We start from the raw sequence: 17,649 nt of genomic DNA on the forward strand, positions 1-17,649 counted from the left end.
TAAAAAATGAAAAATGGACTCATACCTTCTTTGGAGTGATGTGTTAGCCTATATAAGAAATTCTTTTGTTTCAAACTAATACTATTGATGAAAATGAAAGCAAGAACCAAAATGAAGACATTACTGCTGTTGGGAGTCCTTTTATTTGGCTTTACTGTTTCAGCACAGTCGCAAAAAGTCTCTTTAGACTTTAAGAATGAGAGGGTGGAAAAAGTACTGGCATCTATTAAAAGCCAGACTGGTATGAGCTTGGTTTTCAGTGACCAGTTGGTCGATGTGAATCGTAAGGTAACCATGCAACTCAAAGATGTTACACTGAAGGAGGCATTGACAAGACTCCTTTCAGGCACTGATCTTACTTTTGAGATCAGAAACAACAAAATCTATTTCATCGAGAAGAAAGCTGTTTCGCGGCCTGGTTCTAAAAAGAAAAGAGTGACGGGAGTGGTGAAAGATGTAATGGGAGAACCTCTGATTGGTGCCAATGTGGTGGAAAAAGGTAGAAGCACCAATGGGGTTATCACCGACTTTAATGGAAAGTTTACGTTGGAAGTGGACGAATCCGCTTCGTTGGTTGTGAGCTATATAGGATATCTGGCACAGGATATTCCGACAAAAGGGAAGGGAGACTTTCATATTGTATTGAAAGAAGATGCCAATACGTTGGACGAAGTGGTCGTTACCGGATATGGAGATTTTAAGAAGGCAACTTATACGGGATCTGCTTCTGTTCTGACTACAGAAAAACTGGAGGCATTACCTGTTGTATCCGTAGGGCAGATGATTGAATCGAATATACCGGGCATCAGTGTAGTTGCCGGTACTTCTTCGCAACCCGGTGCGAAAACAACTTTACGGGTACGGGGAATCGCTTCTATGAATGCTTCCACCGAGCCTCTGTATGTATTAGATGGAGTGCCTATTCCATCTTATGACTTGAGTAACTTTACCAGTATGTCCGAAGCGGGAGGAATGGGAGTTATTGAAACGTTGAATCCGGCAGATATTGAAAGTATCACTGTTTTGAAGGATGCAGCCTCGGCTTCATTGTATGGTGCGAAAGGTGCTAATGGAGTAGTGCTTATCACTACTAAAAAAGGAAAAGAAGGTAAACTTCGTGTCAATATGGCGGCAAAATATGGAATCACTGATTTCGCTTATACATATCGTCCGCTGATGGGAGGTGAGGAAAGGAGGGAATTGATTCATGAAGGACTGGTTAATTTTCAACTGGATAAGGGAGTAAGTGAACAAGAGGCACAGCAGTATGCTGATGCGAATATCGACCAGTATGCCAAACGCCTGCCTCAGGGGTATTCGGATTGGGAAAGCGCTCTGTTCAAGAAAGGTTATCAACAGGATTATAACCTGTCTGCTAGTGCTGGCAACCAAAATTCCAGTTTTATCGGTTCTTTGGGATATACCAAGCAGACGGGTGTTTCCCTGAATTCAGAAATGGAGCGCTTTACGGGGCGTGTGGATGCAAGTAACAAGTATAAAAAGGTGGAATTTGGAATGAACGCTTCTTTTTCGTGGACAAAGAACGTTCATTTACCTGAGGGTAAATTTTATGGAAGTGCCATTTATGCATCAAAAGTGAATCTGACGCCTTCTACTCCCATTTATAATGAGGATGGAACGTATGCCAGCGGGTATCGTGAAAACAATGGATATAATCCGGTATTGGAGGCCGAGGTGAATGATTATTATGCTCGGACGGTACGTGCGATGGGTACGGCTAAAATAGCTTATAATGTGTGGGACAATTTGAAGATATCCAGTGTGTTTACGGTAGATTATTCGTTGACAAAGGACTTTTTCTTTCAGTCTCCTGAAGGACGTGATGGAGCTACTTATCAGGGACGGGGACGTATGCAGATGACTGACCGTATGCGGTATACTTCACAGAATAATCTGACTTATTCTAAAACTTTCGGTAAACATTCTGTTAGTGCGGTCGCTGCCTTCGAGGTGATGAAGTATGATTATGAGGATTTGTATGCTGCAAAGAAAACTTACGGGCAGGATATCAACACTTCATTGGGAAATGCAGCCGATCCGATAGATGCTGACCAGAAATTGCAGGAAGATGCATTAATGTCCTATGTGGCTAGTGTGAACTATTCTTATGGTGATAAATATTATGCCAGTTTCAGTTTTCGCAGGGATGGATCATCCCGCTTGTCTCCCGATACTCGTTGGGGGAATTTCTGGTCCTTGTCCGCTTCATGGAGACTTTCTCAGGAAAAGTTCATGCAGTCGTTGAAATCAGTATTAAGTGATTTAAAACTTCGTGCTTCCTATGGGGTGAATGGGAATCTTCCCTCTTCATATTATGGTTATCAGAGTACTTATACCACAGGGGCGTTTTATAATGGAAAACCTTCTCCGTGGGAAAGTACATTGGGGAATGAGGAACTGACTTGGGAGAAGAATTATGCACTGAATTTGGGGCTGGATATCGGCTTGTTCAGTCGTGTGAATGTTTCTTTGGATTGGTACACGCGTACAACGAAAGATTTATTGATGAGCAAGCAATTGAATTCCATCAGCGGTTTTTCTTCTCTGCTGACCAATGTGGGACAGATGCGGAATACCGGTGTGGAACTTGAAGTTCGTTCCAATAACATCAAGACGAAAGATTTTAGCTGGACTACCGCCTTCAATTTGAGCCATAATAAAAATAAGATTCTGAAACTGGCAGATCTGCCTTGGTTTGTGGATGGCAGGTATGTACGTAAGGAAGGTTATCCATTTAATACTATTTATCTGCGTGAGTATGCGGGGGTGGATCCTGAGACTGGAAGTGCCTTGTATTATGATAACCAACAGGATGAGAATGGCAATTATACAAAAAATAAAGTGACCGATCCGGGGCAGGCAAGTCCTATTCCGTTGAAAGATATTACGCCTACTATCTCGGGAGGCTTTATGAATACCTTTAATTATAAATTCATTGACTTGTCATTCAATTTATCTTATAGTTTCGGTGGTTATTCGTATGATAATGCATCCTATATTCTGCAAGATGATGGTTATTCAGTGATAAGCAATAAAAGTACCGAGCAACGCCGCCGTTGGCAGAAACCGGGTGATATAACGGATGTCCCCCGTTTTGTATATGGGAATAAAAAAGGGGGTAACTATAATTCTTCGCGTGCCATCCATTCTACGGATCATATTCGTCTGAAAAGTCTGATATTGGGATTGAATGCTCCTAAAGCATGGTTGCAGAAATTAGGAATAGGGAATGCCCGTATTTATTTCTCGGGTACGAATTTGTTGACATGGGCAGCTTACGGCCAATATGATCCTGAGATGAGTGGCGTGGTAGGATTTTACACCCCTCCATTGAAAACTTATGCTTTCGGGTTGGAACTTAAATTTTAATCATCAATTGCACTAAAAACAGAACCATTATGAAAAAAATACTTTTTATTTTAGGATTAGCTTCACTACTTGTTACCGGTTGTGGTGATTTCTTCGATACAGCTCCTAGCAATAAGATTCCTACTGCTATAGCTTTCCGTACAGTAACCGATGTGGATAATGCGGTGAATGGATTGTATGATCTGATGTCGGGTTCCGGATATTATGGGGCTGCTATGTTTGCCTATGGAGATATGAAGGGGGATGATATGCAGAGTTCTGAGGAAAGTGGAGTATGCAATACATGCTATATGTTCAATCATCGTCCTAATAGTTTGAATGCCGGTTCATTGTGGGGACGACCTTTTTATATTCTTCGTGAGGCGTGGAATATTCTGAATGCTATTGCCGAAGGAAAAATTGAAAGTGGGGATGAAAAGAAACTGAATGCTTTGAAAGGTGAAACGATGGCGGTGATTGCGCTTTGCCAGTTTGATTTGACCCGTTGCTTTGGATATCCTTATACGAAAGATAATGGTGCGTCACTGGGTGCTCCGTTGATAGATCATTTGGTGGGAACATACGAAAATCCTTCTCGTTCTACTGTTGCTCAAGCGTACGATTTTATTATAGAAACGCTGGAAGAGGCGGTTACATTGATGTCCGAAGAGAAAAATAACGGACGTATGAACAAGTATGCGGCCCGTGCATTGCTGGCTCGTGTTTATCTGTATCATAATGATAACCGGAAAGCGTTTGATATGGCGGAGCAACTGATAAAGGATGTGGATGCATCGGGAAGCTATGCACTTTATCCGCATGAGAAATATGTGGCTGCCTGGTCGGTGGAAACCAAGTTTGGCTCAGAATCGTTTTTTGAGATAGCCAATAGTGTGGATGATACTCCGGGACGGGATTCATGGGGGTATTTATTGAACTGGTATGGCTATCAGAAGGGATTTGTCACTCAGAAATATGCGGAGCAGATGTTGGCTGATCCGGGAGATGTGCGTGGGCAGTTGCTGGAGGAGAATAAATATGCGGGAAAAACGGTATGGTGGTTGTACAAACTGAGAGGGACGGACATGAAGACTGCACCGCTGGAATGTAATAATGTGGTCCTTCGCTTGTCCGAAGTGTACCTGATTGCTGCTGAGGCTGGTTGTAAGTTGGGTGGTGATGCTGCGGTTCAAGGACTTGGCTATTTGAACGATATTGTGAAACGGGGTAATCCTGAGAACGAAGTGACAATGGCTGACTATACTTTGGATCGTGTTTTGGACGAGCGAAGTAAGGAACTGGTAGGTGAAGGACATCGTTTCTTTGATTTGCTGCGGAATGGTAAGACTATTATTCGGAAGGGAGGATATCATTTGCCCAGTGTGGACGAAGAAGTGGATTGGGATTTTTATAAATGTGTGTTGCCGATTCCTGAGGACCAGTTTATCTTTAGTCCTGAAATGGAACAAAATCCGGGATACCCCAAGAGTTGATATTCTATATAATTATTATTTAAATATATGCTTATGAAAAACAGAATAGTAAAATTTGTGGTATTGGTGTGCTGCCTATGTAGTATGCCCGGAGTAGTACGGGCACAGTTGTCCGTTCATCAGTTTGACCAGTTAATGAAAAAAATTGATGATGTCCTGTGGTACGAGAAAGTGGGTGATATCGCCCATGTAGATAAGGTAATATTATGTGGACCACCGCGTTGGAAGGAGTTCAACCCTACTTCGATGAGTGCCGGTAACGAACTTAAATTCAGAGCATACATTTTTATTCCCAAAAGCGTGGATGAAAACAAGAAATATCCGTTAATCGTATTTCCTCATAGTGGGGTACATGCCGATATGGACACCTATTATGCTCATATCATCCGCGAGTTGATAGCGCAGGAATATATTGTGGTAGCAGCGGATTACCGGGGAAGTACAGGATATGGTTCGGGTACATACAATAATATTGATTATGGTGGATTGGAGAATGAGGATGTATATATCAGCCGTAACTATATGGTGGACAATTTTGATATTGTGGATGGTAACCGTGTGGGTATCATGGGATGGAGTCATGGTGGTATGATTACGCTGATGAATCTTTTCAATTATCCGGGACAATATAAATGTGGTTTCGCCGGTGTACCGGTTTCGGATGTAATCATGCGTATGGGATATGCCAGCGACAGTTATCGCAAAATCTTTTCGGCCAAGAATCATATCGGGCAGACTGCCAAGGATAATATTGCGGAATACAAACGGCGCTCTCCTGTGTGGCATGCGGAGAAGTTGAAAGACCCGTTACTTATCTACACCAATACCAGTGATGATGATGTAAATGTGATCGAAGTGGAATCAATGATTCGAGCTTTGAAAGCAGAAGGCAAAAAGTTTGAATATAAGATATTTGAGCGTGCTCCCGGTGCGCATAGTTTTGATCGGTTAGACACTTATGAGTCAAGCAAGATTCGTCTGGACATTTATAAGTTCATGGGTCGTTACCTGAAGCCCAATAAACCATTCGGTTCAGTGAAAGAGTTACGTAAAGCAGCTTATAAGTTTTGATAATTAACTAGGTAACAGGATAATGGATGGCTGGTTACTTCATGTAATGGGGTAACCGGCCTTTTATTAACCGCAGAGGTTTTATGCTTTAGGACATTGGTTTGCCGTTCCCTCCCGATTGGCGGTTGTGGCAGAACTGGAGCGCTATCTATATTTTTCTTTATTATTTCTAAAAGTAAATATTTAGTCTTTTCACTGGAAGAGTGAGGTCGTGAGGCAGAACTTGGCACAAGATTTCACAGAACTTGGTGCAGGATCCGGCAGAACTTGTATCAGGATTCCAACTACTATGGTAGGGAAAAATGTAACTTTTTGAAATCGGGCAAGAATTCTCGAATAATCTTTTCTCATAATTCTTGGATAAGTCTTCATTTCAGTTAACTGGTTACTATAGGGCATGATGAAAAAAAGGAGTGCATCGTTCATTACGATACACCCTCTTATCCTTTACAGTGTCGGAATGAGGCGACTCGAACGCCCGACCCCTACGTCCCGAACGTAGTGCGCTACCAACTGCGCTACATTCCGTTTCTGTTTTGCGAGTGCAAAGGTAAGGCATTTTTTTTGAAATCAAAAAGAATTTCACAGAAAATTTGTAGAAAATTTGTAGAATCAAAAAATATGTCTACCTTTGCAACCACAAACGAGAAGCTAAGGTTTTTTATTGAATGTGCTGAGAAGTAAGTTCCTATGTGCTTAACCACTGACTTGGTGCCATAGCTCAGTTGGTAGAGCAAAGGACTGAAAATCCTTGTGTCCCCGGTTCGATTCCTGGTGGCACCACCAAAGAAAGTACATAAATGCTTTTCACACATGAAAACCCTTGAATTAGAGATAGTTCAAGGGTTCTTTTTTTTACCCTCACTACGCATTCCGCTACATATTTGTGAAGTTGGATTTCGCCAATTCAGTGGCTTTTTTTAAGGCTTTTGAAAAAGCCATAAATATGTACCATACTTCATTGTTTTTCAATTGTTTGACAATTCCAATCTCCGGTGTGAAAAAGTAATTTTGCACACATGACCGGATGAAGTCGAAAAAGTGAAAGAAATTTAAAAATTCGGTATTTCCCATCGGGATAAAAAAAAGGAATCGAACCCGGGATACAAAAGGCAATTCGAACCTGAGAAAAATGGGATTTTTATGGCTTTTCCACAAGTCCCTCAAAAAAGCCACCGAATTTAACATTTCGCTCCATATCCTCATGCCATCCGGTTTTGACGAAACAATTGAATGTAACACCTCAAAAAAACAAAAGTGATGAAACAAGGAACAATGAACATTCTGTTTTTCGTGCTTAAAACGAAATTGTTGAAAAACGGTGAGGCACCGGTATTGATGCGGATAACCATCAATGGAGACTATGACGATGTACGTATCCAAAGAAGCGTACCCCTGAACTTATGGAACGCCGCCAAAGGATGCAGTAAAGGCAGGGACAGGGCATCAGTGGCACTGAACGCCTATATTGCCGAACTGCACGCACGCGCCTTGGAAAAACACAAGGAACTGGTATTGGAACAGGCCCTGATTACCCCAAAACTGATTCTTAAACGTGTTTTCGGGAAAGACACCGAAATGCGTACACTGCTCGGCACCATGAGGGAAGGCATCAAGGAAATGGAAACACTGGCGGGTATAGACTACTCTCCCGTCACAATCAACCGGTATAAGAACGTGGTGAAGAAATTACAGCTGCTCATCCCCTCTTATTACGGAAAGGAGGATGTCACTTTCCATGAGCTGACACCGGAGTTCATCCGTGCGTTTGACATCTACCTGAAAACGGAGGCGGGACTGTGCCGGAACACGATAGTCCGTTATATGAAATGCTTCAAGAAATTTACCAATATGGCATTGGCAAAGGAATGGATGCGCAAGAATCCCTTTTACGGTTACAAGATGGAGCAGGACGAGACCGATCCGGTATTCCTGACCTATGACGAGTTGCAGACCGTAATGAAAAAGAAATTCACCATTCCACGGCTTGAACTGGTCAGGGATGTCTTTGTCTTCGCGTGCTTCACCGGTCTGGCATTCTCCGATGTTGCCAGTCTGAACAAAGAGAATCTGGTACAGGACAATCTCGGAGACTGGTGGATAAGAAAAGGAAGGGTCAAATTGGAACACCGTAGGAAGGCCTCTTCCATCAGCAATATTCCATTGCTGCCCGTACCCCTGGCCATATTGGAGAAATACAAGGAACATCCGACCTGCATTAAGAAAGGATGCTGTTTGCCCGTCATGTGCAACCAGAAGATGAACAGCTACCTCAAGGAAATAGCCGATTTCTGCGGCATTAAGAAGAATCTGACCACGCACGTTGCCCGTCACACTTTCGGGACTACGGTCACGCTTGCCAACAATGTGCCTCTTCAAGATGTTTCCGTCATGCTCGGCCATGCCTCCACACGTATGACACAGCATTATGCACGGGTCATGAACAGCAGCCTGAAAGAAGCAATGAACAACGTGAAGGAGCGTCTTGCACAATAAGTATACAAATTCAGTCATTAAGCCGTCCCCCTGGGGATGGCTTTTTTTGTAATCTATAATTCACAATATCCTGCCGTCCTTTCAATTTCTTACCTGCAAATATAGCCATTTGTCGGGTTGATTGCGCAAGGCGGCCCCTTTCAGGGGCTGGTTGGCTAAAAGAAAATCATCCTCGCTTCGCTGCGGTATTTTCTTTTGCCAAGCCTTGCTCAATCCCCGACAAAAGACAGCCCGGCAAGTAAGAAAACGAAAATCCGGCTCCATGGAGCCGATCATGTCAAACTTAAAAAAATAAAGGTATGAACAGAAAGACAACAAGCAAAGGACAGCAGGAAGCCAATCCGGAAATGACGATGTTGGTTTATCGGGAAATGAGCTATCCTGCACGGGAAGTGCAAGGCAAAGATGGAAACTATCTGGTTTCCGTAGAAAGACTGGAACAGGAACTGCTGGATGGCATCAGAAGCCTTGATCCGGCAGCATTCGATTTGGACGAAGAAATCGCTTACTATTGTTCGGACGAAGAGATCCGCCTGTTGACGGACGATGAACTGGAAGAAATGATTTACGGCTGACATTTAAAAAAGTAATGATTATGAATGAAACAACAGCAAAGATCTGCGAGGAACAAGTAGCAGACCTAACCATAGAGAATGCACACAGGGTCACGATGATCCGGAAAAAAGGTACGGACTATCCCCCCGTACCGTTCCTTTTCAGAAAAGAGCATCATGGAATGTCCAATTACACACACCTGTATGGGAATCCGGAAGAACGGAATGAATTGCATTCCAGGGATTTCAAAGACTGGCAAGCCGTAGCATTCAAACATCCTGCCTATTTGGATGATATGTGGAAACAGGCTTGCGACGCATACGCCTGGAGTTCCTTTAATCCGGAGATTCGCGGCGAGACGGACATCATGATCTACGGAGAGGAGCTGCACAACGACCTGCAACTCATGCCGGAAGAGGAACGGGATACATACATCGCCGCCTACCGGCAGAAGTTGTCCGCCCAGCTCTCGGCCCTCTCCCGCTGTGCCAACCCGATGGTGACGGGACGGAGCGGATTTGATTACTACAGGCAGGAAAAAGCGAACAGAAGCTATCAGAACCGTTACGAAGAATTCCGCAATTGGCGGAAAAAAGTTCTTGAAACCGTCAGACGGAAAAAGGAAGCCGCACGACCGGAGGAAGAGAAACAGGAAAAGGCATGGCAGACGCTCAAACGCGACATCAAGAGCAGCGCCGATACCATCCACGGGATTGATACCGGACAATGCCGGGGCTATAGCCGTGCCCTGTTTGTCAGCAGCATCCTGAACAAGGTATCCACCCTGGCCAATCACGGGGAAGTGGAAATCGTCCGTAGGGCCGTGGACTTCATTTCCGAATATAACGCAAGGGTGAAGAAACCCGTCATCACACCGAGAAACAAATTCTTCCAATTGCCGGAACTGGCGGAACGGATGTGCGAAAAGCTGAAAGCGATGCAAAGCCGGGAAAACAAGGAAGTGCCGTTCGAGGGTGGGACACTTGTATGGAACTATGGGGAAGACCGCCTTCAGATCCTGTTTGACAGGATTCCCGAAGACAGCAGACGAAAGGAACTGAAATCCTCCGGATTCCGCTGGTCACCCAAAAACAAGGCATGGCAACGGCAGCTTACCTCCAATGCTCTCGGTGCCGCAAAAAGATTGTTGGACCTTCAAAACATCTGAGCCATGAAAAACGACAATTTGAGATTCATCATTGATTCACGTTGCTTTGACGGCAGTTGCCTGACCGTCATGTCTGATGGGATACATAGTGATTATGGTCACGAAACACTGGAAGAATTGAGGGAAAGGGAAAATAACCCCAGCCTCATTGCCGTGCCCGGAAATGCCATCTGCAAAAAAATGCAGATCCACCTGCAGTCTCTCTGCGCCCCGTTCTGTGAAATTACGGAAGAGGACTATTTTGACTATATGGACACCCAGCCACCCATCCGGCACACCCGGAATTTCTTTTTCATGAGCGAGCCGTATCATGCCGGCATTCACCGGTTCTGCTTCCGGATAGACGGACGGTATTTTACGGGGCTGCGTTCTGTGAACACACCAAGAAAGGATTTGGAACAGCAAATGGACAGACATTACCGGAAGGTCACATTCAAAGGCGGCATCCTCAAAGAAAAACCAATGGGAATATTTGACCATACACGGCATAGTTTCACAGTTATAGTCCCATATCTGTTCCTTGACAAAAATGGAGAGAAGAAATTCATCTGCAACCTGGTGAAAGGTACGGACGAATCCTCCGGCAAGGATGCAAGACAGGAAACAGCCAGGGTTCTCCAAAGCTTGCGCCGCCATCATTTCCTCTACTTCTCCGGCTATGAGGGAAACGACGATATGGGCAGATTCCTGGAAAGAGTGGTGCAAAACAGACATACCCTGTCAGCAAACGGGGATTTTCTGCAATATCCCACCAACCGAGAGTCTGTGTCTTTCGCCGGAACGGTCAAAGAAACAGGGGAAAAGTTCTTTTACCGCATCTACGACCTGGAACTGTTCCATTACCTGCTGTACAAGCTGCGGAGCATCAGAATGGAAAAGAAGGAAGTGCAGGCTTGAATCAGTATGCAGGATGGGTTCCCGGCAGGGTTTCCATCCTGCACATGTATCAGAAATCCAACAAAAAAACGCAATATGAACCATACAGACTTTTACGCCCGGATAAGGGCTATCAAAGAAATGGAATACAGGGAATTGTATGCAGCCATAGAACTGCATGGAGCTTCCTATGAATGGAACAGCAATGATGGGGAATGCCCCGTCATTGCTGTCAATACAGGCAGCGTACAACCGGCTCCGGCTGATGTGCTGATTTGCAGGGTTGCCATCGAGAACGGCAACTTGCGCCTCTATGGTGTGGAGAATGAATACGGGAATGAGGTAAACTTCCAGCCGGATGAAGCCTTTGCCGGACATCTGTCATATATCATAGATTGTTTGCCGCCCGTCAACGGAGTGGATGATGTGACAACATTAAAGACAGAGGAGGAAGCGGTATGAAGAAGGAAAAACAATCCTGGACGGACTATGTTCCTCATTCGGTCAGCCTCTATTACGTGGACTACCGGGAGAATTTGGACAGCCATGATGATTTGCAGGAACAGTGCATCCGTCGGAACAGTCTCGGTCCGTTGGAAGAACAAATCCTGGAGTGGTATGCCGATCAGGAACATGGCAACCTGCAAGGGTATCTCTCGGAGATACGGAATGAGATGGAAGCGGACGGGAAATCCGCCGAATATATCCGACATGAGGAGAAGATAAAAGACCTGCTTTACGAACGGAACAATACCGATCCTGCAGAAGAACTGATAGACAATTCCGCTGTAACCAATATGTTCTACTCCCTTGGAGTCGAAATCGAGGGCTATGTGTACGGAGGCTGTGGGCGCGGAGAATCCGAAACGGTCTCTCTTCGTAAAATCAGACGGGCGCTTCAACTGAAGGAAGGGCTGTTTACCGATGAACTCCATGAACTTCTGGTCAATGCTCCGTACGGTGGCGAACTCCGCATCTATTTCAATGCCATATTCTCCAGACTGATTACGGGAGATACTTCACATGATTTCAAGCGCATCCGATTCTATGGAGGTGTCATTGTTGCTATTGTAGACAGCCGGAATGGTGCGGGGTATCATGTAAGTCTTCAGACTGACATCACCCTTCCGTTCTACAGGGACAATCTTTTTGTGGATTCTCAGGTACATTATTCCTATGCGAATGAAATTTGCGGGTTGTTGAACAGCTGGTGTGATTCCACCCGTTGGGAAACCGGAATGATGCCTCTGGAAGTCACTTTGCAGAAGAGTCACATAAATGAATATCAGAAGCAGGAAGCTCTTTATGAAAAAAGGTTTCGGGAAGGCGGATGTACTTTTGGAGATATGAACCATAAACGCCACAGAGATACCTATTATATAAACAGCTTCCCATGCGGTACCAAATGTCCGCATTGCGGCACGTTTTGGATTGACTGAAAACAGACGAGTCTTTTACACATCTTGAAAATGAATAAAACTATGGATAATCAAAGAACAAAGATGCTGGGTGAGAACCTGACGCACTACAGAAATCTTCAGGAGAACGGCTCTGTAAACCTGATCGAATTTCACACAACCGACAACCGGAAATTCGGCATCGGAAATCCGGATGCCATCAAGCTGTTGCTCTCGGCAGCCGTTACCGAACTGGAACGCCAGCTCCATATAGCGCAGTCCGGAGGTTTACCGGAACGGTTGGAACAAAGCCGGGAGTATAAGGCGGCAAAGGCACTGGAACAGGCACTGAATGATACGGGATTCAGTCCCGAACGTTTTGCAGAGACACTCCCGTTTTTCCATAAGACCTTGGAACAGACATTTTTCAGAACAATAAAGGCATGTATCATCGCCATGGCAAAACGTGAGTCGTGCCGGATTGACAGCCGAAATCAAGCGTCTTACGAAATGTGCCGGATGCTCACGCCCATGCTGGAAGATACCGACTTACCCTTTATTTGACGACATGGAATTCAAGTATGACCGAAAAGCGGACTCCAGTGCTGAAAAGCCGGAGTTCGCTTTTTCATTGTTTAACAGATAAAACACCAAAGTTATGAAAATCCTGAATGAAGAACATTTCGAGAACGTAAAGCGCTATGCCGAATCCATCGGTGACACCTCACTTCAAAAGTGCTTGGAACGGTTGAAGAGTTGGGAAGGGAATCCTGACTATCCCAGTGAGATTTCACTCTACTATGACCATGCCCCATACTCGTTCGGCTTTACCCAGCATTATGCTGATGGAAGAATAGGTATCGTAGGAGGTCTGCTCTATCACGGAATACCGGACAAATCATTTGCCGTGACATTGCAGCCGTTCCACGGATGGCAGATACATACCTGAAAAACATGAAACTTGACAACAATGACCGAAAAGCAGATTTCAGAACAGAGAATCCGAGGTCTGCTTTTTCATTTCTTGCTGTAAAGATAGCCGTTTTCCGGGCTGATTGTGCAAGGCGGCCCCTTTCAGGGGCTGGGTTGGCTGAAAGAAAATCATCCTCGCTTCGCTGCGGTATTTTCTTTCGCCAAGCCTTGCCGCAATCCCCGGAGAACAGACTGGAAAGACATCAAGAAATAAAAATGCCTACCCATGTAGGCCGATGTTTTACTTAAAAAAGAACAGATATGGAAACACTGGATTATAACCAGCTGCTGCTTGTCTCCCTGTGGCAATACAACCACCACGGGGATGAAGGGCTGACTCCTGCACTTTTCGAGGAAACGTTCGGAAAGGTCTATGGAAGTCACTATTACGAAAAATGGACCGGCTACTTCAATCGGAATCTCTGGGACATGATTGCCTATTTCAGAAGCGAGAAGGAGAACGGACAGAAGTTCTGCGACATGGTTGCCCGTCAGGTCAAATTGTATCAACAAAAACGATCTCAATATGAAGTACGGTAATTTTTATGACCTGGAAAGTCTGACTCTGCTCAACAGGCATGAAGGGTGTGCCTGCTCCATAAAGGAATGTGATGTGGAGAAGGTGAACCGGCTGATTTCAAGGATGCGGGAGGACAGGGAAAGAGTCGGTTTACCGACTGCAGGAGACGTTGTCACTTATATCACCCGTGGAGGTGACTATTATCCGCAGGCACACATTGAAAGGGGCGATGACCGGGAAGTTCATATCTGCCTTCTCCCACAGACACCTTTTTGCCATGAAAATGAAAAGTGTACCGGTTACAATACGGAAGGAGGCCCTTGGGTTACAACCGGTCCGGAATTGCTGATTCCCGATGGCATACGCAGCAAACAGTTCCGGATGTGGGGGCATACCGGAAGGCACAGGAACGGTGCCGTCCTCTTCCACACATTCGTCAGGGCATGGAAATACACGGAACCCGATCCTCTGTACGGAAAGTACACCACAAAAGAATGGACGAGATACCTCATCGAGTGTCAGCCGGATATTGAACCGGCTGATGCCTTTGTCTATCGGAATGAGGCATTCACCCTTTACTCGCGGGAAGAACTGGAACGGCTGGTCGGGATTCTGCACGGAAAGCTTTTCAACGGATTCCGTCCCGGTCTGTTCATACTCTGGGCATACCGTATGGAATGGAAGGAACTTCCCGCATGGGAATGGAACATGCTGAAAGCGGACACCCATCTCTCTTTCCTTGGCATTTCTCCCGTCAGGATACAGACTGACCATAAAAGACATATAGTAACAATCTATAAAAAATCAGAGTAATATGGTACCATACAACACACCGCAGACGATACGTCCGCTTGAGAAAATGGTCTGTGATTTCGCCTATTCGAACGGCTACGATCCGATATCCGTTTTCAACGATTTCCTGCGTTATGTCATTCACGGGTTCTCTCCCGGCGCACCGCCCCTTATGGACTGGAAATACAAACGGCAGCAGAACAGGCATTTTATGGAAATGCTTACCGGATGGATACGGCTCATGCAGCGGGAATTGCAATCCGGCGGATGGTTTGATGCGTTCGGTGACCTCTTCATGGCAATATCCTCCAAAAGCGGTCGGCAGGTGAACGGACAGTTCTTCACTCCGCCGGATATCTGCGACCTGATGGTCTTATGTACCGATTCGGGGGAGACAGCGACAGGAAAACGTATCTGTGACCCGACATGCGGAAGCGGAAGGCTGCTGCTGGCATATCATGTACGTCACCTGGGTAATTATCTGGTTGCAGAGGATGTCAGCCGTACCTGTTGCCTGATGACCGTTTGCAACATGCTCGTACATGGCTGCATAGGTGAGGTCATCCACCATGACAGCCTCTGCCCCGAAAACTTCATGGACGGCTGGATGGTAAACCATACACTGACCCAGACGGGCATTCCCTCCATTCGCCGGATGAGTGAGGAGGAATATCGGACAAGCAGGAACATGTCCGTTGACCTGCTCAGAAAGCGGAAAGAGAAATTGCGCCAAATGCAGCCTGGCAAGAAACAATTGCCATATAAACAACAGAATTTATAAACAATAAACCGAATGATTATGAAACTGAATGTTAGCAACGAATTGAAATCCCGCCTGACCCATGCGGCGGAAAACGGAAGTGTGATAGCCAAAGATATCCTTTCGGAAGTAAAAAAGAACGTACCGGTGGAAGAAGTCATACGGGGGGCCTACAATTTTTTCTCCACCAAACGCAAACGGACGGAAGCCGGCACGTTCAAGAAAATCCGGATCGTGTTCACGGCATGCAACAAAGACTTGGGCCATCCCAATTTCCCGGACCGGAACAATCCGCAGGCACCCTGGTTTCCGGAGAACCGGACAGATCTGGAACCGTCCACGTTTATCGAGCTGTTCAAAAATCTGGGACCGTACCAGCCCGATGAAATCAACTATTTCTGCAGCGCCATCTCACTGGACAGCAAGGTCACAATCAGACTGCATGACAGTATGAACGATTTTATGGAGGCTTATCTGGAAAGCAACTATAGTCCCATATCTGACGGTAGCGAATCCAGCCTGCACAACTCCTGTATGAGATATGAAGACAAGGCCCGTAATGCAGCGGATTTCTATGCCAATTTCGCAGGAGCCAAAATACTCGTGGCAAGGGATGACAGCAGCAATGTGGTCGGACGGGCCATTGTATGGAACGAGATAACATTGTGGAAATCAATAAACACACCGATTGCCGCCTCCCTGCTGGATCGTATCTATTCCTCACACGCATTCGTCATCGAACTGATCCGCAAGCAGGCGCAGGAGGCAGGTATCCTGTTGCGACGCAGATACAACGATTATACACATACGACGGATTTCACCGTACTGAATCCCATTGAGGGGCAGGAATGGGCGGCCGGAGATAATATACAGGTTTCTTTGACGGTGAAAGTGCCCGCCTGCAGGTGGCACAAGAAAGGGGTGCCTTACCTCGACACGTTCTACAGCCTCCATCTGACGGACGGTAACCTGGAACTGAGAAATACGGAGGGCGACACGAGCATAGCCACCTGCCGGAGCACGGAAGGATGTGCAAACAGGAAAAAATATGTATGTCCCAAATGCGGGAAGATACATATCTTCCCGGATGCGGCATTCTGCAAGAACTGTCAGGATATGTACTATGTATCTACCGTATTCGGGAAAGTCCTGAAAGGATTATCAGTGGAATATAAAGGAAAGAAATATCCGTCTTTTCTCTTTCGTAAAGGGCGTCCCGTACCGGAATTCAGACGATACCTGCAAATCGAAAAATTGTTCATTTCCTAAAATATCATTATCATGGAAAAACTAATGGCTCTTTACGGCATTTCTTCCCCCTCCGGCAGAGAGGGGAAGATGGCTAAATTCATCATAGAGGAACTCAAAAAGATGGAGATTCCTTTCCGGCAAGACAGGTACGGAAACATCTATGCGGTCAAAGGCAACCGGAAAAGCTACCCCTGTGTCGTGGCGCACATGGATGAGGTACACCGGCGCAAGACAGGCTCTTATGCAGCCCATCTTGTGGCGGACTCGATGATTGTCGGCTATGATCACAAGCGTAAACGGATGACCGGAATCGGTGCGGATGACAAGAACGGCATCTGGATCTGCCTGAAATGCCTGGAGGATTGCAAGACGGTGAAATGTGCCTTCTTCGTACAGGAGGAGGTGGGATGCATAGGCAGCAGCCATGCCGATATGTCCTTCTTTTCCGATTGCCGTTTCGTGATTCAGTGTGACCGGAAAGGGAACGGGGATATGGTAACACAAATCAATGGGATGAAGCTCTGCTCCAACGAGTTCATTTCAGCTATAGATGTCCGGAAGTACGGCTACAAGCCGGCACAGGGACTGAATACAGATGTGGCGGCTTTGAAAAAAAACGGTCTGGAAGTATCCTGTATCAATCTTTCCTGTGGATATTACGAACCTCATACGGACAACGAATATACCGTCGTGGCTGATCTTTGCAAGTGTTACCGCTTTGTCCGGCATATCATCTGCTGCCACAAGGGAACCAGCATGCATATACCGGAAGCGGGAAAAAAAACTTTCCCCGGATATTATGAACTGTTCGGGCTGACCGGATATAGCGAAGAGGATTATATCCGTTTGTCAGAAGAAAAATACATGGGACATACTAAAACAACCAAGACAAGCTCTAAGAATAAATTCTGATTCATCAACATTAAAAA

The 17,649-nt window shown here is 45.6% G+C and carries 17 protein-coding genes and 2 tRNA genes; 17 read left to right on the top strand and 2 right to left on the bottom strand.

Going from position 1 to position 17,649, the window contains the following annotated elements; translation table 11 throughout:
* Positions 1-93 precede the first annotated feature (93 nt).
* From AB5935_RS06050 to AB5935_RS06060, 3 genes are read left to right on the top strand one after another with little or no spacing between them, the layout of a single operon-like run.
* Positions 94-3,390 (top strand): TonB-dependent receptor, encoded by a 3,297-nt coding sequence (locus AB5935_RS06050; protein WP_007855345.1) that lies wholly within the window; start codon positions 94-96, stop codon positions 3,388-3,390.
* Positions 3,391-3,419: 29 nt separating this feature from the next.
* Positions 3,420-4,862, top strand: a complete 1,443-nt coding sequence (locus AB5935_RS06055; protein ID WP_007841112.1) for a RagB/SusD family nutrient uptake outer membrane protein — start codon at positions 3,420-3,422, stop codon at positions 4,860-4,862.
* Positions 4,863-4,895: 33 nt separating this feature from the next.
* Entirely contained in the window at positions 4,896-5,933 is a 1,038-nt protein-coding gene (locus AB5935_RS06060) for an alpha/beta hydrolase family protein (protein WP_038612652.1), read from the top strand.
* A 455-nt stretch (positions 5,934-6,388) separates the two neighbouring features.
* Here AB5935_RS06060 and AB5935_RS06065 read toward each other — a convergent pair.
* Positions 6,389-6,461, bottom strand: a tRNA-Pro gene (locus AB5935_RS06065).
* A gap of 182 nt (positions 6,462-6,643) precedes the next feature.
* Here AB5935_RS06065 and AB5935_RS06070 point away from each other — a divergent pair.
* Together AB5935_RS06070 and AB5935_RS06075 are read left to right on the top strand one after the other, a co-directional pair.
* A tRNA-Phe gene (locus AB5935_RS06070) sits at positions 6,644-6,719 on the top strand.
* A 474-nt stretch (positions 6,720-7,193) separates the two neighbouring features.
* Complete coding sequence (locus tag AB5935_RS06075; protein ID WP_033572552.1) at positions 7,194-8,429, top strand: site-specific integrase; 1,236 nt, start codon at positions 7,194-7,196, stop codon at positions 8,427-8,429.
* An 81-nt stretch (positions 8,430-8,510) separates the two neighbouring features.
* Here the strand turns inward: AB5935_RS06075 and AB5935_RS06080 are convergent, their stop codons facing one another.
* Entirely contained in the window at positions 8,511-8,693 is a 183-nt protein-coding gene (locus AB5935_RS06080; protein ID WP_230325576.1) for a hypothetical protein, read from the bottom strand.
* 35 nt (positions 8,694-8,728) lie between these two features.
* On the opposite strand from AB5935_RS06080, the gene AB5935_RS06085 reads away from it, so the two are divergent.
* From AB5935_RS06085 to AB5935_RS06140, 12 genes are all read left to right on the top strand, one after another.
* Positions 8,729-9,004 (top strand): hypothetical protein, encoded by a 276-nt coding sequence (locus tag AB5935_RS06085; protein WP_007838828.1) that lies wholly within the window; start codon positions 8,729-8,731, stop codon positions 9,002-9,004.
* A gap of 20 nt (positions 9,005-9,024) precedes the next feature.
* Positions 9,025-10,152: a hypothetical protein gene (locus AB5935_RS06090; protein ID WP_185150551.1), complete on the top strand. Its 1,128-nt coding sequence runs from the start codon at positions 9,025-9,027 to the stop codon at positions 10,150-10,152.
* 3 nt (positions 10,153-10,155) lie between these two features.
* On the top strand, positions 10,156-11,049 hold the full coding sequence (locus AB5935_RS06095; protein ID WP_165861743.1) for a hypothetical protein: 894 nt from the start codon (positions 10,156-10,158) through the stop codon (positions 11,047-11,049).
* 75 nt (positions 11,050-11,124) lie between these two features.
* On the top strand, positions 11,125-11,490 hold the full coding sequence (locus tag AB5935_RS06100; protein WP_227202018.1) for a hypothetical protein: 366 nt from the start codon (positions 11,125-11,127) through the stop codon (positions 11,488-11,490).
* Positions 11,487-12,467, top strand: a complete 981-nt coding sequence (locus AB5935_RS06105) for a hypothetical protein (protein WP_134771230.1) — start codon at positions 11,487-11,489, stop codon at positions 12,465-12,467. The genes AB5935_RS06100 and AB5935_RS06105 overlap by 4 nt, the downstream gene beginning before the upstream one ends.
* Positions 12,468-12,509: 42 nt before the next feature.
* A complete protein-coding gene (locus tag AB5935_RS06110) occupies positions 12,510-12,989 on the top strand; it encodes a hypothetical protein (RefSeq protein ID WP_134771229.1) in 480 nt (159 codons plus the stop codon).
* A gap of 94 nt (positions 12,990-13,083) precedes the next feature.
* Entirely contained in the window at positions 13,084-13,374 is a 291-nt protein-coding gene (locus AB5935_RS06115; protein ID WP_008777969.1) for a DUF4120 family protein, read from the top strand.
* 284 nt (positions 13,375-13,658) lie between these two features.
* Entirely contained in the window at positions 13,659-13,937 is a 279-nt protein-coding gene (locus tag AB5935_RS06120) for a hypothetical protein (protein ID WP_005802666.1), read from the top strand.
* Positions 13,924-14,730, top strand: a complete 807-nt coding sequence (locus tag AB5935_RS06125; protein WP_008777971.1) for a DUF4121 family protein — start codon at positions 13,924-13,926, stop codon at positions 14,728-14,730. Before AB5935_RS06120 ends, AB5935_RS06125 begins: the two co-directional genes overlap by 14 nt.
* Before the next feature lies 1 nt (position 14,731).
* Positions 14,732-15,490 carry an N-6 DNA methylase gene (locus AB5935_RS06130; RefSeq protein ID WP_011964852.1) on the top strand — a complete coding sequence of 253 codons (759 nt, stop codon included), beginning with the start codon at positions 14,732-14,734 and terminating at the stop codon, positions 15,488-15,490.
* 12 nt (positions 15,491-15,502) lie between these two features.
* A complete protein-coding gene (locus tag AB5935_RS06135; RefSeq protein ID WP_134771228.1) occupies positions 15,503-16,738 on the top strand; it encodes a hypothetical protein in 1,236 nt (411 codons plus the stop codon).
* A gap of 12 nt (positions 16,739-16,750) precedes the next feature.
* Positions 16,751-17,632, top strand: coding sequence for a hypothetical protein (locus AB5935_RS06140; RefSeq protein WP_134771227.1), 882 nt, complete (start codon positions 16,751-16,753; stop codon positions 17,630-17,632).
* Positions 17,633-17,649 lie beyond the last annotated feature (17 nt).

Source organism: Phocaeicola sp. RTP21198st1_B8_RTP21198_201120, assembly GCF_040929485.1.
Lineage (GTDB): Bacteria > Bacteroidota > Bacteroidia > Bacteroidales > Bacteroidaceae > Phocaeicola > Phocaeicola dorei.